Genomic DNA, 15,016 nt, shown 5'->3' with positions numbered 1-15,016 from the left:
TTGAGAGGAGCTGTCCTTAGTACGAGAGGACCGGGATGGACTTACCGCTGGTGTACCAGTTGTTCTGCCAAGGGCATTGCTGGGTAGCTATGTAGGGAAGGGATAAACGCTGAAAGCATCTAAGTGTGAAGCCCACCTCAAGATGAGATTTCCCATTTCTTTAAGAAAGTAAGATCCCTGAGAGATGATCAGGTAGATAGGTCAGGAGTGGAAGTACAGTGATGTATGGAGCGGACTGATACTAATCGATCGAGGACTTAACCAAAATAAAATGAAAAACTCGGAGAGTTTCTTACTGATACTTCAAATCCAGTTTTGAGTGAACAAGATTTACTCAAACATAGATAACACCAAGTGTGGTGGCGATGGCGAGAAGGATACACCTGTAACCATGCCGAACACAGAAGTTAAGCTTCTTAGCGCCGATTGTAGTGAGGGGTTGCCCCTTGTGAGAGTAGGACGCCGCCACGCTTTGTTATCTTTGGAGGTTTAGCTCAGCTGGGAGAGCATCTGCCTTACAAGCAGAGGGTCAGCGGTTCGATCCCGTTAACCTCCATATGAGCCGTTAGCTCAGTTGGTAGAGCATCTGACTTTTAATCAGAGGGTCACAGGTTCGAGCCCTGTACGGCTCATATTTTTGCGGGTGTGGCGGAATTGGCAGACGCACTAGATTTAGGATCTAGCGCCTTACGGCGTGGGGGTTCAAGTCCCTTCACCCGCATCATATGATTGTTTCTATTTTTTTACGCCGGCTTAGCTCAGTTGGTAGAGCATCTGATTTGTAATCAGAGGGTCGAGGGTTCAAGTCCTTTAGCCGGCATCGTAAATACGCGGAAATAGCTCAGTGGTAGAGCACCACCTTGCCAAGGTGGGGGTCGCGGGTTCGAACCCCGTTTTCCGCTTTGCCAATGTACTACGCGCCGGGGTGGCGGAACTGGCAGACGCACAGGACTTAAAATCCTGCGGTGAGTGATCACCGTACCGGTTCGATTCCGGTCCTCGGCATTACAAATATGCGCCCATAGCTCAATTGGATAGAGTGTTTGACTACGGATCAAAAGGTTAGGGGTTCGACTCCTCTTGGGCGCGTTAGTTTTACGGGAAGTAGCTCAGCTTGGTAGAGCACTTGGTTTGGGACCAAGGGGTCGCAGGTTCGAATCCTGTCTTCCCGATTAGTAAATAGTTTCAAGGGGCCTTAGCTCAGCTGGGAGAGCGCCTGCTTTGCACGCAGGAGGTCAGCGGTTCGATCCCGCTAGGCTCCATTTCATTTAAATAATGAATACTTTTTTTCGCGGTGTAGCTCAGCTGGCTAGAGCGTCCGGTTCATACCCGGGAGGTCGGGGGTTCGATCCCCTCCGCCGCGATTATTTAAGAGCCTGGACCTTTAGCTCAGTTGGTTAGAGCAGACGGCTCATAACCGTCCGGTCGTAGGTTCGAGTCCTACAAGGTCCATAGCGACGTTGTATTTCATATTGGAGGATTACCCAAGTCCGGCTGAAGGGAACGGTCTTGAAAACCGTCAGGCGGGTAAAACCGTGCAAGGGTTCGAATCCCTTATCCTCCTTTTCATATTATCGCGGGATGGAGCAGTCTGGTAGCTCGTCGGGCTCATAACCCGAAGGTCGTAGGTTCAAATCCTGCTCCCGCAATTAAAAACTAAAAACATTGGTTCCGTGGTGTAGGGGTTAACATGCCTGCCTGTCACGCAGGAGATCGCGGGTTCGATTCCCGTCGGGACCGCCACGCGGGTGTAGTTTAGTGGTAAAACCACAGCCTTCCAAGCTGTTGTCGCGAGTTCGATTCTCGTCACCCGCTTTTAGTTTTTATGGGCCTATAGCTCAGCTGGTTAGAGCGCACGCCTGATAAGCGTGAGGTCGATGGTTCGAGTCCATTTAGGCCCATTTATTCAAAATCTTAATGGTTTTGGGGAAGTACTCAAGTGGCTGAAGAGGCGCCCCTGCTAAGGGTGTAGGTCGGGAAACCGGCGCGAGGGTTCAAATCCCTCCTTCTCCGTTTCATTTTTATCTGGCCCGTTGGTCAAGCGGTTAAGACACCGCCCTTTCACGGCGGTAACACGGGTTCGAATCCCGTACGGGTCATTAGCTTTATATTGGAGGATTACCCAAGTCCGGCTGAAGGGAACGGTCTTGAAAACCGTCAGGCGGGTAAAACCGTGCAAGGGTTCGAATCCCTTATCCTCCTTTTTTATATTATCGCGGGATGGAGCAGTCTGGTAGCTCGTCGGGCTCATAACCCGAAGGTCGTAGGTTCAAATCCTGCTCCCGCAATTAAAAACTAAAAACATTGGTTCCGTGGTGTAGGGGTTAACATGCCTGCCTGTCACGCAGGAGATCGCGGGTTCGATTCCCGTCGGAACCGTTTGGCTCGGTAGCTCAGTTGGTAGAGCAATGGATTGAAGCTCCATGTGTCGGCAGTTCGATTCTGTCCCGCGCCATACTGCGGGTGTAGTTTAGTGGTAAAACCACAGCCTTCCAAGCTGTTGTCGCGAGTTCGATTCTCGTCACCCGCTTTAGTTTTTATGGGCCTATAGCTCAGCTGGTTAGAGCGCACGCCTGATAAGCGTGAGGTCGATGGTTCGAGTCCATTTAGGCCCATTATTTTCATATTTTTACCTGGCCCGTTGGTCAAGCGGTTAAGACACCGCCCTTTCACGGCGGTAACACGGGTTCGAATCCCGTACGGGTCATCGAAGATACTTTTGAGAGTATCTTTTTTTTTGCTCTTTTTTACTAAAGTGGTTTGAATGATTTTTGTAGTGATCACCAAAAAAATAGATTTTTGGTCTAACTTTTGGGGGCGGTTCAGACTGCATAATCGACCTATTGCTCTTTTTTGGTATTCGACGAGAGCCATGAATGAGTTTGAACTGAATTTATGCCAAGTGAAAGCGAGTTGTTTTTATATTTTTTACTAAAAAAACTATTTAAATAGCTTGCTCATATCCGCTTACAGCACTTTGGTCATAGCTACTAGTTTGATATGAGGTGATTCTTATGGCGAGCTAAGATGTTATGAAAAAGCACTTTTTCGTGATTTCAAAATAAGTGGGAAAAATTTAAATGCGGAAATACTATACTCTTAGAGGTGGATGAGTATGTAAATAATAGAATCATTGGAGGTAGCATAGTGAATGAGGTAACTAGAGAAACGAGTGGAAATAAAAATGATTTTATAAAAAGATTAGACATGTTAGCGACGACATTATCATTAAACGAAGATAGAAAGTTAATTTCACTAGAAAAATATAGGTTGCTTTTTTCGACCTACAAAAAAATGATCGAGACCGATGTTGACCATTTTTTTTTAGAGAAACAAAAACAATCAAAAGTGGTTGAGTCATTGCAACGATCACAGGATTTTCTTACATACAAGAATCATACCTTGCTTTGGGAGGCTTTTGGAAAAATGAGGAGCGATGATCCAACTGATTTTATGCTTTTTTCCGTATTGACGAATCTAGTTGAAGATGAACATGTTTCTCCACAGTTTTTTGGATTGATTGTTTATAAGAAAGAAAATAAGTTGATTGTGGTCAAAGTAGATAGCGAAGAACAGTTCAGTAGTGGTCAAGTATCTTATGCGAAGATTCCAGTAGCAAAGGCAGAAATGCTAAGTAAAATCATTTATTTTGAACGGGACTCTTTAAATCCCAGACCATTTTCTTTACTTAAGGACATCGAGTTGCTCTCTGAGGGCTTCCAAGTAATCCCTGCTTTAACAATAGGAAGACAAGGAATGGATCATAGCAAAACGAAGGAAGTGGAAGATACATTAAAAGTCCTATTGTTTCATTGCAGAACCGATATCTTTTCATTGGATACTGCTGGAAAAGTAACGCCTGTATGGAATCCTTTTGTCAATCAGGCGAATCTAGAAATGCGAAAAAGATTTCTTGAAGCAGTAAAAGGAGAGAATAAAACGTGGAATGAAGTATTTGATCATGTTTTTGACTATTACTTATATCGGATAGGGGAGAAGAGGATAAATCCACTCTTACCGAGTAATAACCAACATGAATGGTGGAACAGAAGTATACAAAATATTTTTGCTAGGGACCCTTATATCCTTACAATGATCGCTACAAATGGAAAAGATCAAACCTCAAACGAAGCAATCCTAAAAAATAGACTTGAATGGGCAGTTCAGCCGACAGCGTTACTGTATGATCAAGTGCTTACTCAAGTCAAATTCAAAAAGTTAACAGAAACACTCTATCTTGATGGAATAATGATGCAGATGTATGAAGATCGGTTAACAATGATCAAAAGTCCTGTAGCAAAAGAAATGACAAAACGTATCCTTTCAAGGTTGGATGACCGATATGACGATATCAACAGCGAAATAAAACGGCGGATTATGATGCAAAGAAAGCAGTCCGATTTGAAAAGAGAAAGTCAATGGCAAAAGGTTCTACCAATGAACTTAGAACAAAAAGATCGGAGTAATTTTATTAAAAAAGAAGAATTGAAACAAAAGCAAAAACAGGATTTTACAAGAAGGATGGACATGCTCGCTTTAACGTTATCGTTAAAAAGAAATGATGATAGTTTTCTTTTTCCAGAGGTTTATGAATTACTTTTTTCGACCTATATCAAAATGATCGAAACTGATAAAGATGGTTTTTTTATCGATGAAAAAAGGCAAGCAAATATTATTGCTTCTTTAAACCAATCAAACGAACTGAATCAACTAAAACAGGCAAATAGTATTCAAAGTATGTTGGAAAAATTACGAAATAATGATTCAACCGACTTTTTACTGATTCCAGCTTGTTTTAAGATGCTAGATCCGGTAAGAAATGGACACATATCAGGTTTGATTGTATATAAGAGAGAAAATGAGTTCATGGTGATGCAAGTAGATAAAGAAGAAACACTGAAAACTGGTGCTTTATCTTACGTTAAAATACCGATGGATAAAATCCAAGAGTTCAGCCGAGTGCTGTTCTCTGCGCGAGATTTTTATGAATTTAAACCCTATGGGATATTAAAACGAATCGAATCACTCTCACATAGATTCAAGGAGATCCCAACGATAAAACTCGCACCTCAAACAACAGGTAATTGTGGGATCATTGAAATGGAAGCTGCACTAAGAGTGGCATTGTTCCATTGTAAAAAAGATCTATTTGATTTACAGCTATCGGATCGAATAACGCCTAAATGGAATACGGAAGTGCAAGACCTCGCATCTTTAGAGATGAAACGTCGATTTGTTGAAGCCATGAAGGGAGATAATCAAGAATGGAACTTAAATTTTGACTATCTCTTTGGGTATTATATTTATCGAAAAAATCAATCGAAACAAAGTGAGGCAGGAAATGGAGATTTACATAAATACTCTCGCTACGGAGATATACGCATCTTATTTGGTAATGATCTTTATATTGATGAAATAATGAATAATGGGGGAGAATCCCGCTTATTTTTGATTGCTTTCTGAAAGGAAAAATCATACAATCTGTGGGACCAACAGGTACATTATTAGGCAAAGAAATCTGCGTGATAGCAACCTCTGATTTATACAAAGAATTGCAAAGCAACGTCAATGAACTAAAAATGCTAGAAGAAAGACTGCCATATATCAAGATCCCAGTAGCAAAAGAAATGGCTAAATATTTTATTGCTTGCCTTGTAGAAAAGAATAAAGAAATAGAAAGTCACATTTGCGAACGGATTGGCATCGAATCCAAAACATGTTCCTATCAGGTAGAGAGTCAGTCAACCGTCGATTCGTTTGCTAAAGTTTCTCAATCCCAGCTGACGCCTGCTGGAGTCGCAACAGGTGCTTCGGCTCCTTTGACCAACCAATTTGCTACAATGATTCATCGCAGCAAACAGGCATCGGCGGTCAAAAATCAATGTTCCGTTAGTAAGAAAACCAAATGTAAAAAGCAAGTCACGGTGACAAAATAATCAAAAGGATAGGCAAACTAGTATAATAAAAGATAGGTAAAAAGCTTTTGCGTCAGCTTGCTAACTCAGTTGAGGTTAAATGTCGCTTATTATTGAAAGTTGCCATTTTTTTTCTAAAGAACTACGAAAAAACGAGCGTAAAATCTGTTTATCTGCTATACTTGACTCGTTGCAAGTTCCCGAGAGGATCCGTACGAACGGAGATGCCTTGTAACCGAATTTAACTAGGGGGAATCATAATTATGGTAGAAAGACATTTATTTACATCAGAATCTGTTTCAGAAGGACATCCGGATAAGGTCGCTGATCAAATCAGTGATGCGATTTTAGATGCGATCCTAGAACAAGACCCAAATGCAAGAGTAGCTTGTGAGACGTCTGTAACGACGGGGCTAGTTTTAGTATTTGGCGAAATCTCTACAACAGCATATGTGGATATCCAAAAAGTAGTACGTGAGACAGTCAAAGAGATTGGTTATACTCGTGCAAAGTTCGGCTTTGATGGTGACACTGTAGCAGTATTGGCAGCAATTGACGAGCAGTCACCAGATATCGCTCAAGGGGTGGATGAAGCACTTGAGATCCGTGACGAAAAAGAAAGAGATTTATTAGATGAAATCGGCGCTGGTGACCAAGGATTGATGTTTGGTTATGCAGTGGACGAAACACCAGAATTGATGCCATTACCAATTGCCTTAAGTCATCGCTTAGTACGACGTTTAGCTGAATTGCGTAAATCAAAAGAATTAACATATTTGCGCCCAGATGCAAAATCACAAGTCACTGTAGAATATAATGACCAAGGACAACCAGAAAGAGTTGATACGATCGTTATTTCGACACAACATGATGATGCAGTTGATAATGCAACGATTCGTCAAGATGTCATTGAAAAAGTGATCAAAGAAGTTATTCCAGCAGAACTACTGGACGAACAAACAAAATATTATATTAACCCTACTGGACGTTTTGTGATCGGCGGACCTCAAGGAGATGCTGGATTGACAGGACGAAAAATCATTGTTGATACGTATGGTGGATATGCCCGTCATGGCGGCGGTGCTTTCTCTGGGAAGGATGCAACGAAAGTTGACCGTTCAGCAAGTTATGCGGCACGATACATTGCGAAAAATATCGTAGCAGCAGGACTTGCTCGTAAAGTAGAAGTCCAATTGGCTTATGCAATCGGTGTCGCTCAACCTGTTTCGATCTCAATCAATACCTTTGGAACGGCAGAAGTGCCAGAAGAAGCGTTGATTGCTGCGGTAAGAGAAAACTTTGACTTACGTCCTGCGGGAATCATCGAAATGCTTGATTTGCGTCGTCCAATCTATAAACAAACAGCTGCATATGGTCATTTTGGACGTACAGATGTTGACTTGCCATGGGAAAAAACGGATAAAGTAGATGCATTAAAAGCTAGTTTAGCTAAATAATTTATGTTTGAATTGAATGTGTTCGCTGCGTGTGACGCACATCAAATGTAGACCAGTAAGCCGGGATATTCGAAAGTAGCTTATGCTACTTTTAGAGTATTTTGGCTTTTTTAGCAGAGTCGAAGTTTATTAGGCAGATGATGCCATTTAAATAACGGAAGTTACGATAAGGAGTGGGCTTGAGAATGGAAAGAAAAACAAACGTGAAAGTCGTAACGATCTGCGTGTTCATCGCTACATTTATGACGGCGATTGAGGGGACAATCGTTACGACTGCAATGCCAACGATCGTTGGTTCACTGCACGGCATGGAAATGATGAACTGGGTGTTTTCGATTTATTTATTGACGAATGCCATGTTGACACCCATCTATGGGAAACTTGCAGATAAAGTTGGAAGAAAACCGATTTTTATTTTCGGTACGCTATTATTTATTATCGGTTCACTTTTTTGTGGGCTTTCTCAATCTATGCTTGGCTTGATTATTTCGCGGGCAATTCAAGGGATGGGTGCAGGAGCAATGATGCCAGTCGCATTGACGATCATTGGCGATTTATACACGATTGAAAAACGAGCAAAAGTGTTAGGGTTGAATAGTTCAGCTTGGGGAATCGCTAGTGTGTTTGGTCCATTAGCTGGTGGGTTTATTGTAGAAGCATTGAGTTGGCACTGGATTTTCTTCATCAATGTGCCGATCGGGTTATTACTGATGGTGCTGATTTGGCTCTATCTCAATGAACCAAAAACAACTCGTGAAGCGAAACCAATGGATCTTAAAGGTAGTTTTAGTTTGATGTTTACGTTGGTTTTGCTGTTACTAGGTTTTCAATTACTAGGTGATCAAGGGCTGACACCATTTGTGTTGGGATTATTAATAGGTAGTGTTTTATTCTTTTTCTTATTCCTGTTCGTCGAAAAACGAGCAGAAGATCCTGTCATCATGCTTCACCTATTCAAAAACCCGCTTTTTGTCGTTGTGAATGCAGCAGCAGCTTTAGCAAGTGGTTTTTTAATGGGGATCGATGTCTATATCCCAATGTGGATGCAAGGAGTATTAGGACTTAATGCGGCAATTGGTGGATTAGTTTTGGCACCACTTTCTCTTGTTTGGATGGTTGGTTCGTTCTTAGCAAGTAAGTGGATGACCCAGATGACCACCTATCGAGTGTTACGTATCGGGTTGTTCATCACCATTGTCGGTGGTGCAGGACTTTGGCTGATGCCATTTCAAAGTAATTTTTTATGGTTCTTCCTGATTTCAACGATCATCGGTGTCGGCTTAGGGATCACAATGACAACATCGACTGTCAGCGCACAAAACAGTGTGCCTTCAGAACAAATGGGTGTTGCCACTTCGTTTAATACGTTAGTCCGCACCATTGGGCAAACAGTGATGGTCGCAGTTTTTGGATTATTGATCAACCGAGTCACGCAAGCTGAACTTGCTGCCAAACAATTGACAGACGATCCGGACATCATGAACAAATTAGTCAATCCACAAACAGCAAAAATGATTGACGCAGAAATATTAACACCATTACGAGAAATTTTGTATCATGGGTTACACCAAGTCTATCTGGTAGGCTTATTATTAGTCATCATCGCGCTAGGGCTAACATTTTTAATTCGTCAAAAAAATGCTACAATAAAAGAATACAAGTAAATTTACAGATTGTTGTCAGAAAAACGATCTGAATAAAGTAAAGAAGGCGAAAAACATATGGCATTTATCCAAGCAAATGTTTATTCAAACGTATTAGAAATGGAAGTCAATCTAAATGTGATCTTACCTCAGACAACCAAAAAAGTGATTGGGACAAGTACATCGGCAAATCTGACGGATGTTCCAGTGCTTTACCTGTTACATGGTATGGGAGGTAATCATAGTGTTTGGCAACGGCGGACTTCCATTGAAAGATATGCGGCGGATTACGGGTTAGCCGTCATCATGCCATCAACGGATTTAGGTTGGTACACAGACACAACGTATGATATGAAGTACTGGACGTTTATCTCAGAAGAATTACCAGAAATCTGTCACGAATTGTTCCCACAACTGACAACGAAAAGAGAAAAAACGTATGCAGCTGGTCTTTCAATGGGTGGATATGGTGCGTTGAAATTGGGGTTTGCAAAGCCCGAACGTTTCTCAGCTATTATTTCTCTCTCAGGTGCGGTGTCGGTTGGTAATCGAATGGACGACTTATTGATGATCCGTCAAGCCAAGTTCTGGGAAGGAATTTTTGGTCCACTAGATAGCATCCAAGGTTCAGTAAATGATCCAGCTTACCTTGTTGAAACCTTAGCAAAAAGTGACAAAGAACCACCACGTATGTATCTTGCTTGTGGTGAATCCGATTTTCTCTATCAAGCCAACCAAGAAATGGCAGAAATTTTAAAAGAAAACAACATCGATGTGACATTTGAACATGGTCCTGGGGAACATGATTGGATTTTTTGGGATCAATGGATCCAACGAGCGCTCGCTTGGTTGTTCAACAAAAGGAGCTGACACCGTATGGAAGAAACAAAGTATTGCAAAGACTCGATGGTTATCCAAACACATCGGATTTTTCCCTTTGATTTGAATCCATTTGGGTATCTTTTTGGAGGGAAATTAATGGCAATGATCGATGATGCAGCATCGATTTCGGTCACCCGTCATTGTCGCAGAGGGGCAGTCACTGCTTCTTTAGATAGTTTGAATTTTTTGAAGCCTTTGCATGAAAATCATTCCGTTTGTGTGGAATCTTATGTGTCTGGTGCCCATAAGAAATCAATGGAGGTTTTTGTGAAGATCATCGGTGAAAACTTAACGACAGGTGAACGCTATTTGGCTGCTACTTGCTTTACGACATTCGTTGCGGTTCCTTCACATATGAACCTTGAAAAAGAATTTACGGTGCCACATGTCATTCCTGAAACCGAGGAAGAGCAATTAGTTTGCAGTGGGTACGAGGAACGCCGTGCTACAAGACAGAAGGAAAGAACAGCATATAAAGAATTTGCCGCTAGTCTATCTTTAGATCTCCCTTGGACAAGAGAACGAGAATAAGTCTACTTATGAATGGTAGAAGAAATGTAGAAGTGATCGATCAAGATCACTTCTTTTTTATTGTGGCGAGCAAGATAGGTGCTAAACGGATTGGAAATAAGCATAATAAAGAAGAATTCTATAACGTACCTTTTATAGTGAGAGGAAGATAAACTCAAGAAGAAAGAAGGTGTATTTAAAAACAGATACTTTAAAGTTTCTTTCTATTATAAAAGTAGTTCCAGCGTTAAAAAATTACAGGTTGATTTCTTTTTTCAAACATGGTAAATTGTTAGTCGGTCTATTTTTACGAATTATAAAATAGGACGATTTATTATAAAAAAAGAGAGGTGTAAGTCACAAATATGAAGCTTATTTTAAAACATGCAAAAAACTATCGATTAGCTGTTTTTGTTTCTTTGCTTTCTGTCGCACTTATGGTTACAGCTACGCTTTGGCAACCTAAGTTGTTGCAACAAGTATTAGAAGCAATCATTACAGAAGACAGCGATGAAATGCGCACGATTGGCATTTCTTTGATTAGTTTAGCACTCCTAGGTTTAGCAGCTGGAGTCACGAACACGATATTTTCTGCTAAAGTCGCACAGGGTGTCAGTGCAGATATCCGGGAGGAAGCGTTTCGCAAGATCCAGACCTTCTCATTTGGTAATATTGAACAGTTTTCTGCTGGAAATTTAGTGGTGCGCTTAACGAACGATATTACGCAGATCCAAAACTTAGTTATGATTTCTTTGCAATCTTTGTTCCGTATCCCGTTTCTGTTTATTGGTGCATTTATTCTTGCGATGGCAACAATGCCTCAGTTGTGGTGGATCATCGTTCTTTTGATCGTTACTGTATTCTTGATCACAGCGCTGTCCTTTACACGTATGGGCAAGCACTTTATGATCATCCAAAAACTGATCGATAAAGTTAATAGTATCGCAAAAGAAAATCTAATGGGGATTCGAGTAGTCAAATCGTTTGTCCAAGAAGAAAATCAGTTGAATGAATTTAGTAAAGTCAGTGAAGATTTAACGAAGCACAATATCATTGTTGGAACATTATTTTCAGTCATGATCCCCTCATTTATGTTAGCTGCGAACTTAGCTGTGGTGGGAGCAATCTTCTTCGTCAGTGATCTTGCAAAAGATGATCCAACCCTGATTGGTGGTATTGCTTCATTTATGAACTATTTGATGCAGATCATGATGGCGATCATCATCGGCGGTATGATGATGATGATGACCTCAAGAGCCGCTGTTTCCTTAAAACGGATCAAAGAGATCTTAGATACTGAACCAGATTTAACTTATCTAGATGTACCTGAACAAGAATTGACTGGTTCTGTTCGTTTTGAAAACGTGTCTTTTCGTTATCCTGGTGATGATGCAGATACACTCAAAAATATCACTTTTTCGATCGAGCCTGGTGAAATGGTTGGTATTGTTGGGGCAACTGGAGCAGGAAAGTCAACTTTAGCACAATTGATTCCACGCTTGTTCGATCCAACGGAAGGGAAAGTAGAAGTTGGTGGTGTTGATCTACGACAAGTGAATGAACATAGTTTAAGAAAAACCGTCTCGTTTGTTTTACAAAAAGCGATTCTTTTTTCAGGCACGATTGCCCAGAATCTACGTCAAGGGAACAAGAATGCAACAGAAAAGGATATGGAAAATGCTTCTTCTATCGCTCAAGCCAAAGAATTTATCGAGAAATTAGCTGATCGTTATGAAGCACCAGTCGAAGAACGTAGTAGTAACTTTTCTGGTGGACAAAAGCAACGTTTATCTATCACACGTGGTGTGATCGGTCAGCCAAAAATCCTGATTCTAGATGACAGTACCAGTGCATTAGATGCCCGTTCAGAAAAACTGGTTCGCGAAGCCCTTGATCGTGAGTTAAAAGACACGACAACGATCGTTATCGCTCAAAAGATTGCTTCTGTTGTCAAAGCAGACCGCATCTTGGTACTAGATGAAGGAAAACTAGTGGGTGAAGGAACGCATGAAGAACTCGTTGCAAACAATCAGGTATATCAAGTGATTTTTGAAACTCAAAAAGGAACGGAGGAGTAGCCATGACTGATTTGATTAAAGCAAGTAAGTTTTTCTATCATTATTTAAAGCGGTACAAGGTTTCCTTCTTCTTTATCTTTATTACTGTGATTGCAGCAACTTACTTACAAGTAAAAGCACCTCAATATATCGGGGAAGCTTTCCAAGAATTAGCAAATTATATTACTGCTTTGATGCAAGGTGTCGATGATAAAAGCAATTTCCTTTCGATTATTTGGAAGCTTTTGATGTTTTATGTTTTAGCCAGTGCGGCAAATTTTATTTACAGTATTTTATTTACACAAGTGGTTGGGAAATCAACGAACCGGATGCGTATTGGTCTATTCAATAAATTAGAAAAATTAACGATCCGCTTTTTTGATTCCCATCAAGATGGGGAGATTCTTAGTCGCTTCACTAGTGATTTGGATAATATCCAAAATAGTTTGAACCAAGCACTTCTTCAAGTGATCACGAATGCGGTTCTATTAGTTGGTATCTTGATCATGATGTTCCGCCAAAATGTCCAACTTGCTTGGGCGACGATTGCTTCTACACCGGTCGCGATTTTGATTGCTGTCCTAGTCATTCAAAAAGCCCGCAAATATGTCGATATCCAACAAGATGAAGTCGGTAAATTGAATGGTTATATGGATGAAAAGATCAGTGGGCAACGCGTGATCATCACGAATGGTCTGCAAGAAGAAACGATCGAAGGTTTCTTAGCTCATAATCAAACTGTTCGTGAAGCAACATTTAAAGGACAAGCATACTCAGGGTTACTTTTCCCAATGATGCAAGGTATGTCTTTAGTCAACACAGCGATCGTGATCTTCTTTGGTGGCTGGTTAGCGTTGAATGGTGATTTGGAACGTTCAGTAGCGCTAGGATTAGTAGTTACTTTCGTCCAATATTCCCAACAATATTATCAACCATTGATGCAAATTTCTTCTGGCTACAGTATGATCCAGTTAGCGATCACTGGAGCGCGAAGACTGAATGAAATGTTTGCTGAAAAAGATGAAGTGAAACCACAAAACGGCAAACCGTTTGCGGGGATCGAAAAGGGCTTATCATTGACGAATGTTGATTTTGGCTATAGTCCAGAGAAATTAGTCTTAAATGATGTTTCCATTGATGTGAATAAAGGCGAGATGGTTGCTTTAGTAGGCCCAACTGGTTCAGGTAAGACAACGATCATGAACTTGTTGAATCGCTTCTATGATGTGAACGGTGGCTCTGTGAGCATTGACGGAACAGATATCCGCGAGTATGATTTAGACGAATTGCGTCGACATGTCGGCATCGTTCTACAAGAATCCGTTCTATTTTCTGGCACGATCCGAGACAATATTGTCTTTGGTAAACCAGATGCAACGGATGAAGAAGTAGTTAGCGCAGCGAAACAAGCAAATATCCATGACTTTATCCAGACGCTCGAACATGGCTATGATACCCACGTCTCTGAAGAAAATAATTTGTTCAGTACGGGGCAAAAGCAATTGATCAGTATCGCGCGAACAATCATCACGAATCCAGACCTATTGATTTTAGATGAAGCAACAAGTAACGTGGATACAGTAACTGAAGCAAGAATCCAAAAAGCAATGGATGAAGCGATTAAAGGTCGAACAAGTTTCGTGATCGCCCATCGCTTGAAAACGATCTTGAACGCTGATCGCATCGTTGTTTTACGTGATGGTAAAGTGATCGAAGAAGGAAACCATCATCAATTATTAGCAGAAGATGGCTTTTATGCAGAGTTGTATCATAATCAGTTTGTGTTTGAATAGGTGGTGGGAGAGAACGAATGTCTCACTCCCGTCATTGTGTAACGAATGTTCAAATGGAAGTCGAAAAACACCAAATCAAGAAGCCCTTGGTTTGGTGTTTTTCATGTCATGCAGTCTGATTGGCGTGTTTGGATGAATCCAAACATGAACCTTGAAAAATTAGCAAGGCTCCCGTACTTATGTAACAAAAGTTATGGCAAATAGTTTTCAGTTATTAGAAAGTGAATCTGTGATTTCTTATTAAGTCAGGTCAATGATTTTAGAAATCATCACTATGCAAAATAAAAAGAACTTAGTCAAGTATTCCTCATGATAATCGTTTGATCAATAGAAGTGACGATGAATTTCTATTCTAAATACACAGACACACTGGAATATTAATTGTATTATAGTATAATTTATTCAACAAAGAACAGGTTCATATTACGACCAAAACCCACTAGCTGGCGGGCTAGTGGGTTTCTTTTACGTTTCAATAGGAATTAACGGGTAGGCTTACTGTCTTTTTTTGGCAATTCTACAATCAAACCATTTGCAGATGTAATGAGCGGTTACTTCTGCCGTGATTACAAAGATAAAATCAAAGAATAGATTCATGAGTACATCTTACTTCCCTTGTCCGAAACAGACCGAAATAATTTTATAGCACATTTGAAATCTCCAATTTTAGATGAGGTGGCTATTCGTTTATTGAGGTGAGGTAGTTTTTTTATAAAAATAAATCAGAGAATATATAGTATGAAATTTTTTTTTAAAGAA

Annotated in this window: 8 protein-coding genes, 25 tRNA genes, 2 rRNA genes and 1 riboswitch (1 of these 36 only partly in view); all 35 genes read left to right on the top strand. The window is 40.7% G+C overall.

Features of this window, described 5'->3' with window-relative positions; translation table 11 throughout:
• Window positions 1-265 (top strand): 23S ribosomal RNA (locus HZ311_RS06425); it begins 2,650 nt to the left of the window's first position.
• A gap of 90 nt (window positions 266-355) precedes the next feature.
• Window positions 356-471, top strand: a 5S ribosomal RNA gene (rrf, locus tag HZ311_RS06420).
• 12 nt (window positions 472-483) lie between these two features.
• Window positions 484-556: transfer RNA gene (locus HZ311_RS06415), tRNA-Val, on the top strand.
• A gap of 3 nt (window positions 557-559) precedes the next feature.
• A tRNA-Lys gene (locus HZ311_RS06410) sits at window positions 560-632 on the top strand.
• 7 nt (window positions 633-639) lie between these two features.
• Window positions 640-721: transfer RNA gene (locus HZ311_RS06405), tRNA-Leu, on the top strand.
• A 26-nt stretch (window positions 722-747) separates the two neighbouring features.
• A tRNA-Thr gene (locus tag HZ311_RS06400) sits at window positions 748-820 on the top strand.
• 10 nt (window positions 821-830) lie between these two features.
• Window positions 831-902, top strand: a tRNA-Gly gene (locus HZ311_RS06395).
• 17 nt (window positions 903-919) lie between these two features.
• Window positions 920-1,005, top strand: a tRNA-Leu gene (locus tag HZ311_RS06390).
• Between the two features lie 10 nt (window positions 1,006-1,015).
• A tRNA-Arg gene (locus tag HZ311_RS06385) sits at window positions 1,016-1,089 on the top strand.
• A 9-nt stretch (window positions 1,090-1,098) separates the two neighbouring features.
• Window positions 1,099-1,172 (top strand) — tRNA-Pro (locus HZ311_RS06380).
• A gap of 17 nt (window positions 1,173-1,189) precedes the next feature.
• Window positions 1,190-1,262: transfer RNA gene (locus HZ311_RS06375), tRNA-Ala, on the top strand.
• Window positions 1,263-1,290: 28 nt separating this feature from the next.
• Window positions 1,291-1,364 (top strand) — tRNA-Met (locus HZ311_RS06370).
• A gap of 14 nt (window positions 1,365-1,378) precedes the next feature.
• A tRNA-Ile gene (locus HZ311_RS06365) sits at window positions 1,379-1,452 on the top strand.
• 22 nt (window positions 1,453-1,474) lie between these two features.
• Window positions 1,475-1,564, top strand: a tRNA-Ser gene (locus HZ311_RS06360).
• A gap of 11 nt (window positions 1,565-1,575) precedes the next feature.
• Window positions 1,576-1,649, top strand: a tRNA-Met gene (locus HZ311_RS06355).
• 18 nt (window positions 1,650-1,667) lie between these two features.
• A tRNA-Asp gene (locus HZ311_RS06350) sits at window positions 1,668-1,743 on the top strand.
• Between the two features lies 1 nt (window position 1,744).
• Window positions 1,745-1,815, top strand: a tRNA-Gly gene (locus HZ311_RS06345).
• Between the two features lie 12 nt (window positions 1,816-1,827).
• Window positions 1,828-1,901 (top strand) — tRNA-Ile (locus HZ311_RS06340).
• A 24-nt stretch (window positions 1,902-1,925) separates the two neighbouring features.
• A tRNA-Ser gene (locus tag HZ311_RS06335) sits at window positions 1,926-2,013 on the top strand.
• 14 nt (window positions 2,014-2,027) lie between these two features.
• Window positions 2,028-2,099, top strand: a tRNA-Glu gene (locus tag HZ311_RS06330).
• Between the two features lie 13 nt (window positions 2,100-2,112).
• Window positions 2,113-2,202: transfer RNA gene (locus HZ311_RS06325), tRNA-Ser, on the top strand.
• Between the two features lie 12 nt (window positions 2,203-2,214).
• Window positions 2,215-2,288, top strand: a tRNA-Met gene (locus HZ311_RS06320).
• Between the two features lie 18 nt (window positions 2,289-2,306).
• Window positions 2,307-2,379, top strand: a tRNA-Asp gene (locus HZ311_RS06315).
• Between the two features lie 3 nt (window positions 2,380-2,382).
• Window positions 2,383-2,455 (top strand) — tRNA-Phe (locus HZ311_RS06310).
• A gap of 4 nt (window positions 2,456-2,459) precedes the next feature.
• Window positions 2,460-2,530 (top strand) — tRNA-Gly (locus tag HZ311_RS06305).
• Between the two features lie 11 nt (window positions 2,531-2,541).
• Window positions 2,542-2,615: transfer RNA gene (locus HZ311_RS06300), tRNA-Ile, on the top strand.
• 20 nt (window positions 2,616-2,635) lie between these two features.
• Window positions 2,636-2,707: transfer RNA gene (locus HZ311_RS06295), tRNA-Glu, on the top strand.
• Window positions 2,708-3,147: 440 nt separating this feature from the next.
• Entirely contained in the window at window positions 3,148-5,463 is a 2,316-nt protein-coding gene (locus HZ311_RS06290) for a hypothetical protein (RefSeq protein ID WP_178946541.1), read from the top strand.
• A gap of 20 nt (window positions 5,464-5,483) precedes the next feature.
• Window positions 5,484-5,936 (top strand): hypothetical protein, encoded by a 453-nt coding sequence (locus HZ311_RS06285; protein WP_178946540.1) that lies wholly within the window; start codon window positions 5,484-5,486, stop codon window positions 5,934-5,936.
• 164 nt (window positions 5,937-6,100) lie between these two features.
• Window positions 6,101-6,181, top strand: a riboswitch (SMK box riboswitch).
• Complete coding sequence (gene metK, locus HZ311_RS06280) at window positions 6,179-7,372, top strand: methionine adenosyltransferase (RefSeq protein ID WP_178946539.1); 1,194 nt, start codon at window positions 6,179-6,181, stop codon at window positions 7,370-7,372. It overlaps the preceding riboswitch by 3 nt.
• A 185-nt stretch (window positions 7,373-7,557) precedes the next feature.
• Window positions 7,558-9,036, top strand: a complete 1,479-nt coding sequence (locus tag HZ311_RS06275) for an MDR family MFS transporter (RefSeq protein WP_065096702.1) — start codon at window positions 7,558-7,560, stop codon at window positions 9,034-9,036.
• A 57-nt stretch (window positions 9,037-9,093) separates the two neighbouring features.
• Window positions 9,094-9,885, top strand: a complete 792-nt coding sequence (locus HZ311_RS06270) for an alpha/beta hydrolase (RefSeq protein ID WP_137072941.1) — start codon at window positions 9,094-9,096, stop codon at window positions 9,883-9,885.
• A 6-nt stretch (window positions 9,886-9,891) separates the two neighbouring features.
• Entirely contained in the window at window positions 9,892-10,428 is a 537-nt protein-coding gene (locus HZ311_RS06265; protein ID WP_010734132.1) for an acyl-CoA thioesterase, read from the top strand.
• A gap of 344 nt (window positions 10,429-10,772) precedes the next feature.
• Window positions 10,773-12,485, top strand: coding sequence for an ABC transporter ATP-binding protein (locus tag HZ311_RS06260; RefSeq protein ID WP_137072939.1), 1,713 nt, complete (start codon window positions 10,773-10,775; stop codon window positions 12,483-12,485).
• A 2-nt stretch (window positions 12,486-12,487) separates the two neighbouring features.
• Window positions 12,488-14,257 (top strand): ABC transporter ATP-binding protein, encoded by a 1,770-nt coding sequence (locus HZ311_RS06255; RefSeq protein ID WP_023520486.1) that lies wholly within the window; start codon window positions 12,488-12,490, stop codon window positions 14,255-14,257.
• The last annotated feature ends 759 nt before the right edge of the window (window positions 14,258-15,016 follow it).

This window comes from Enterococcus mundtii (assembly GCF_013394305.1).
Lineage (GTDB): Bacteria > Bacillota > Bacilli > Lactobacillales > Enterococcaceae > Enterococcus_B > Enterococcus_B pernyi.
This window is presented reverse-complemented; position numbering and strand designations above follow the sequence as displayed.

What these genes read in the sequence shown, in the direction of transcription:
- HZ311_RS06275 (WP_065096702.1), top strand. Translation starts at nt 7,558, where the DNA reads ATGGAAAGAAAAACAAACGTGAAAGTCGTAACGATCTGCGTGTTCATC.
- HZ311_RS06265 (WP_010734132.1), top strand. Translation starts at nt 9,892, where the DNA reads ATGGAAGAAACAAAGTATTGCAAAGACTCGATGGTTATCCAAACACAT.
- HZ311_RS06255 (WP_023520486.1), top strand. Translation starts at nt 12,488, where the DNA reads ATGACTGATTTGATTAAAGCAAGTAAGTTTTTCTATCATTATTTAAAG.
- HZ311_RS06270 (WP_137072941.1), top strand. Translation starts at nt 9,094, where the DNA reads ATGGCATTTATCCAAGCAAATGTTTATTCAAACGTATTAGAAATGGAA.
- HZ311_RS06260 (WP_137072939.1), top strand. Translation starts at nt 10,773, where the DNA reads ATGAAGCTTATTTTAAAACATGCAAAAAACTATCGATTAGCTGTTTTT.
- metK (WP_178946539.1), top strand. Translation starts at nt 6,179, where the DNA reads ATGGTAGAAAGACATTTATTTACATCAGAATCTGTTTCAGAAGGACAT.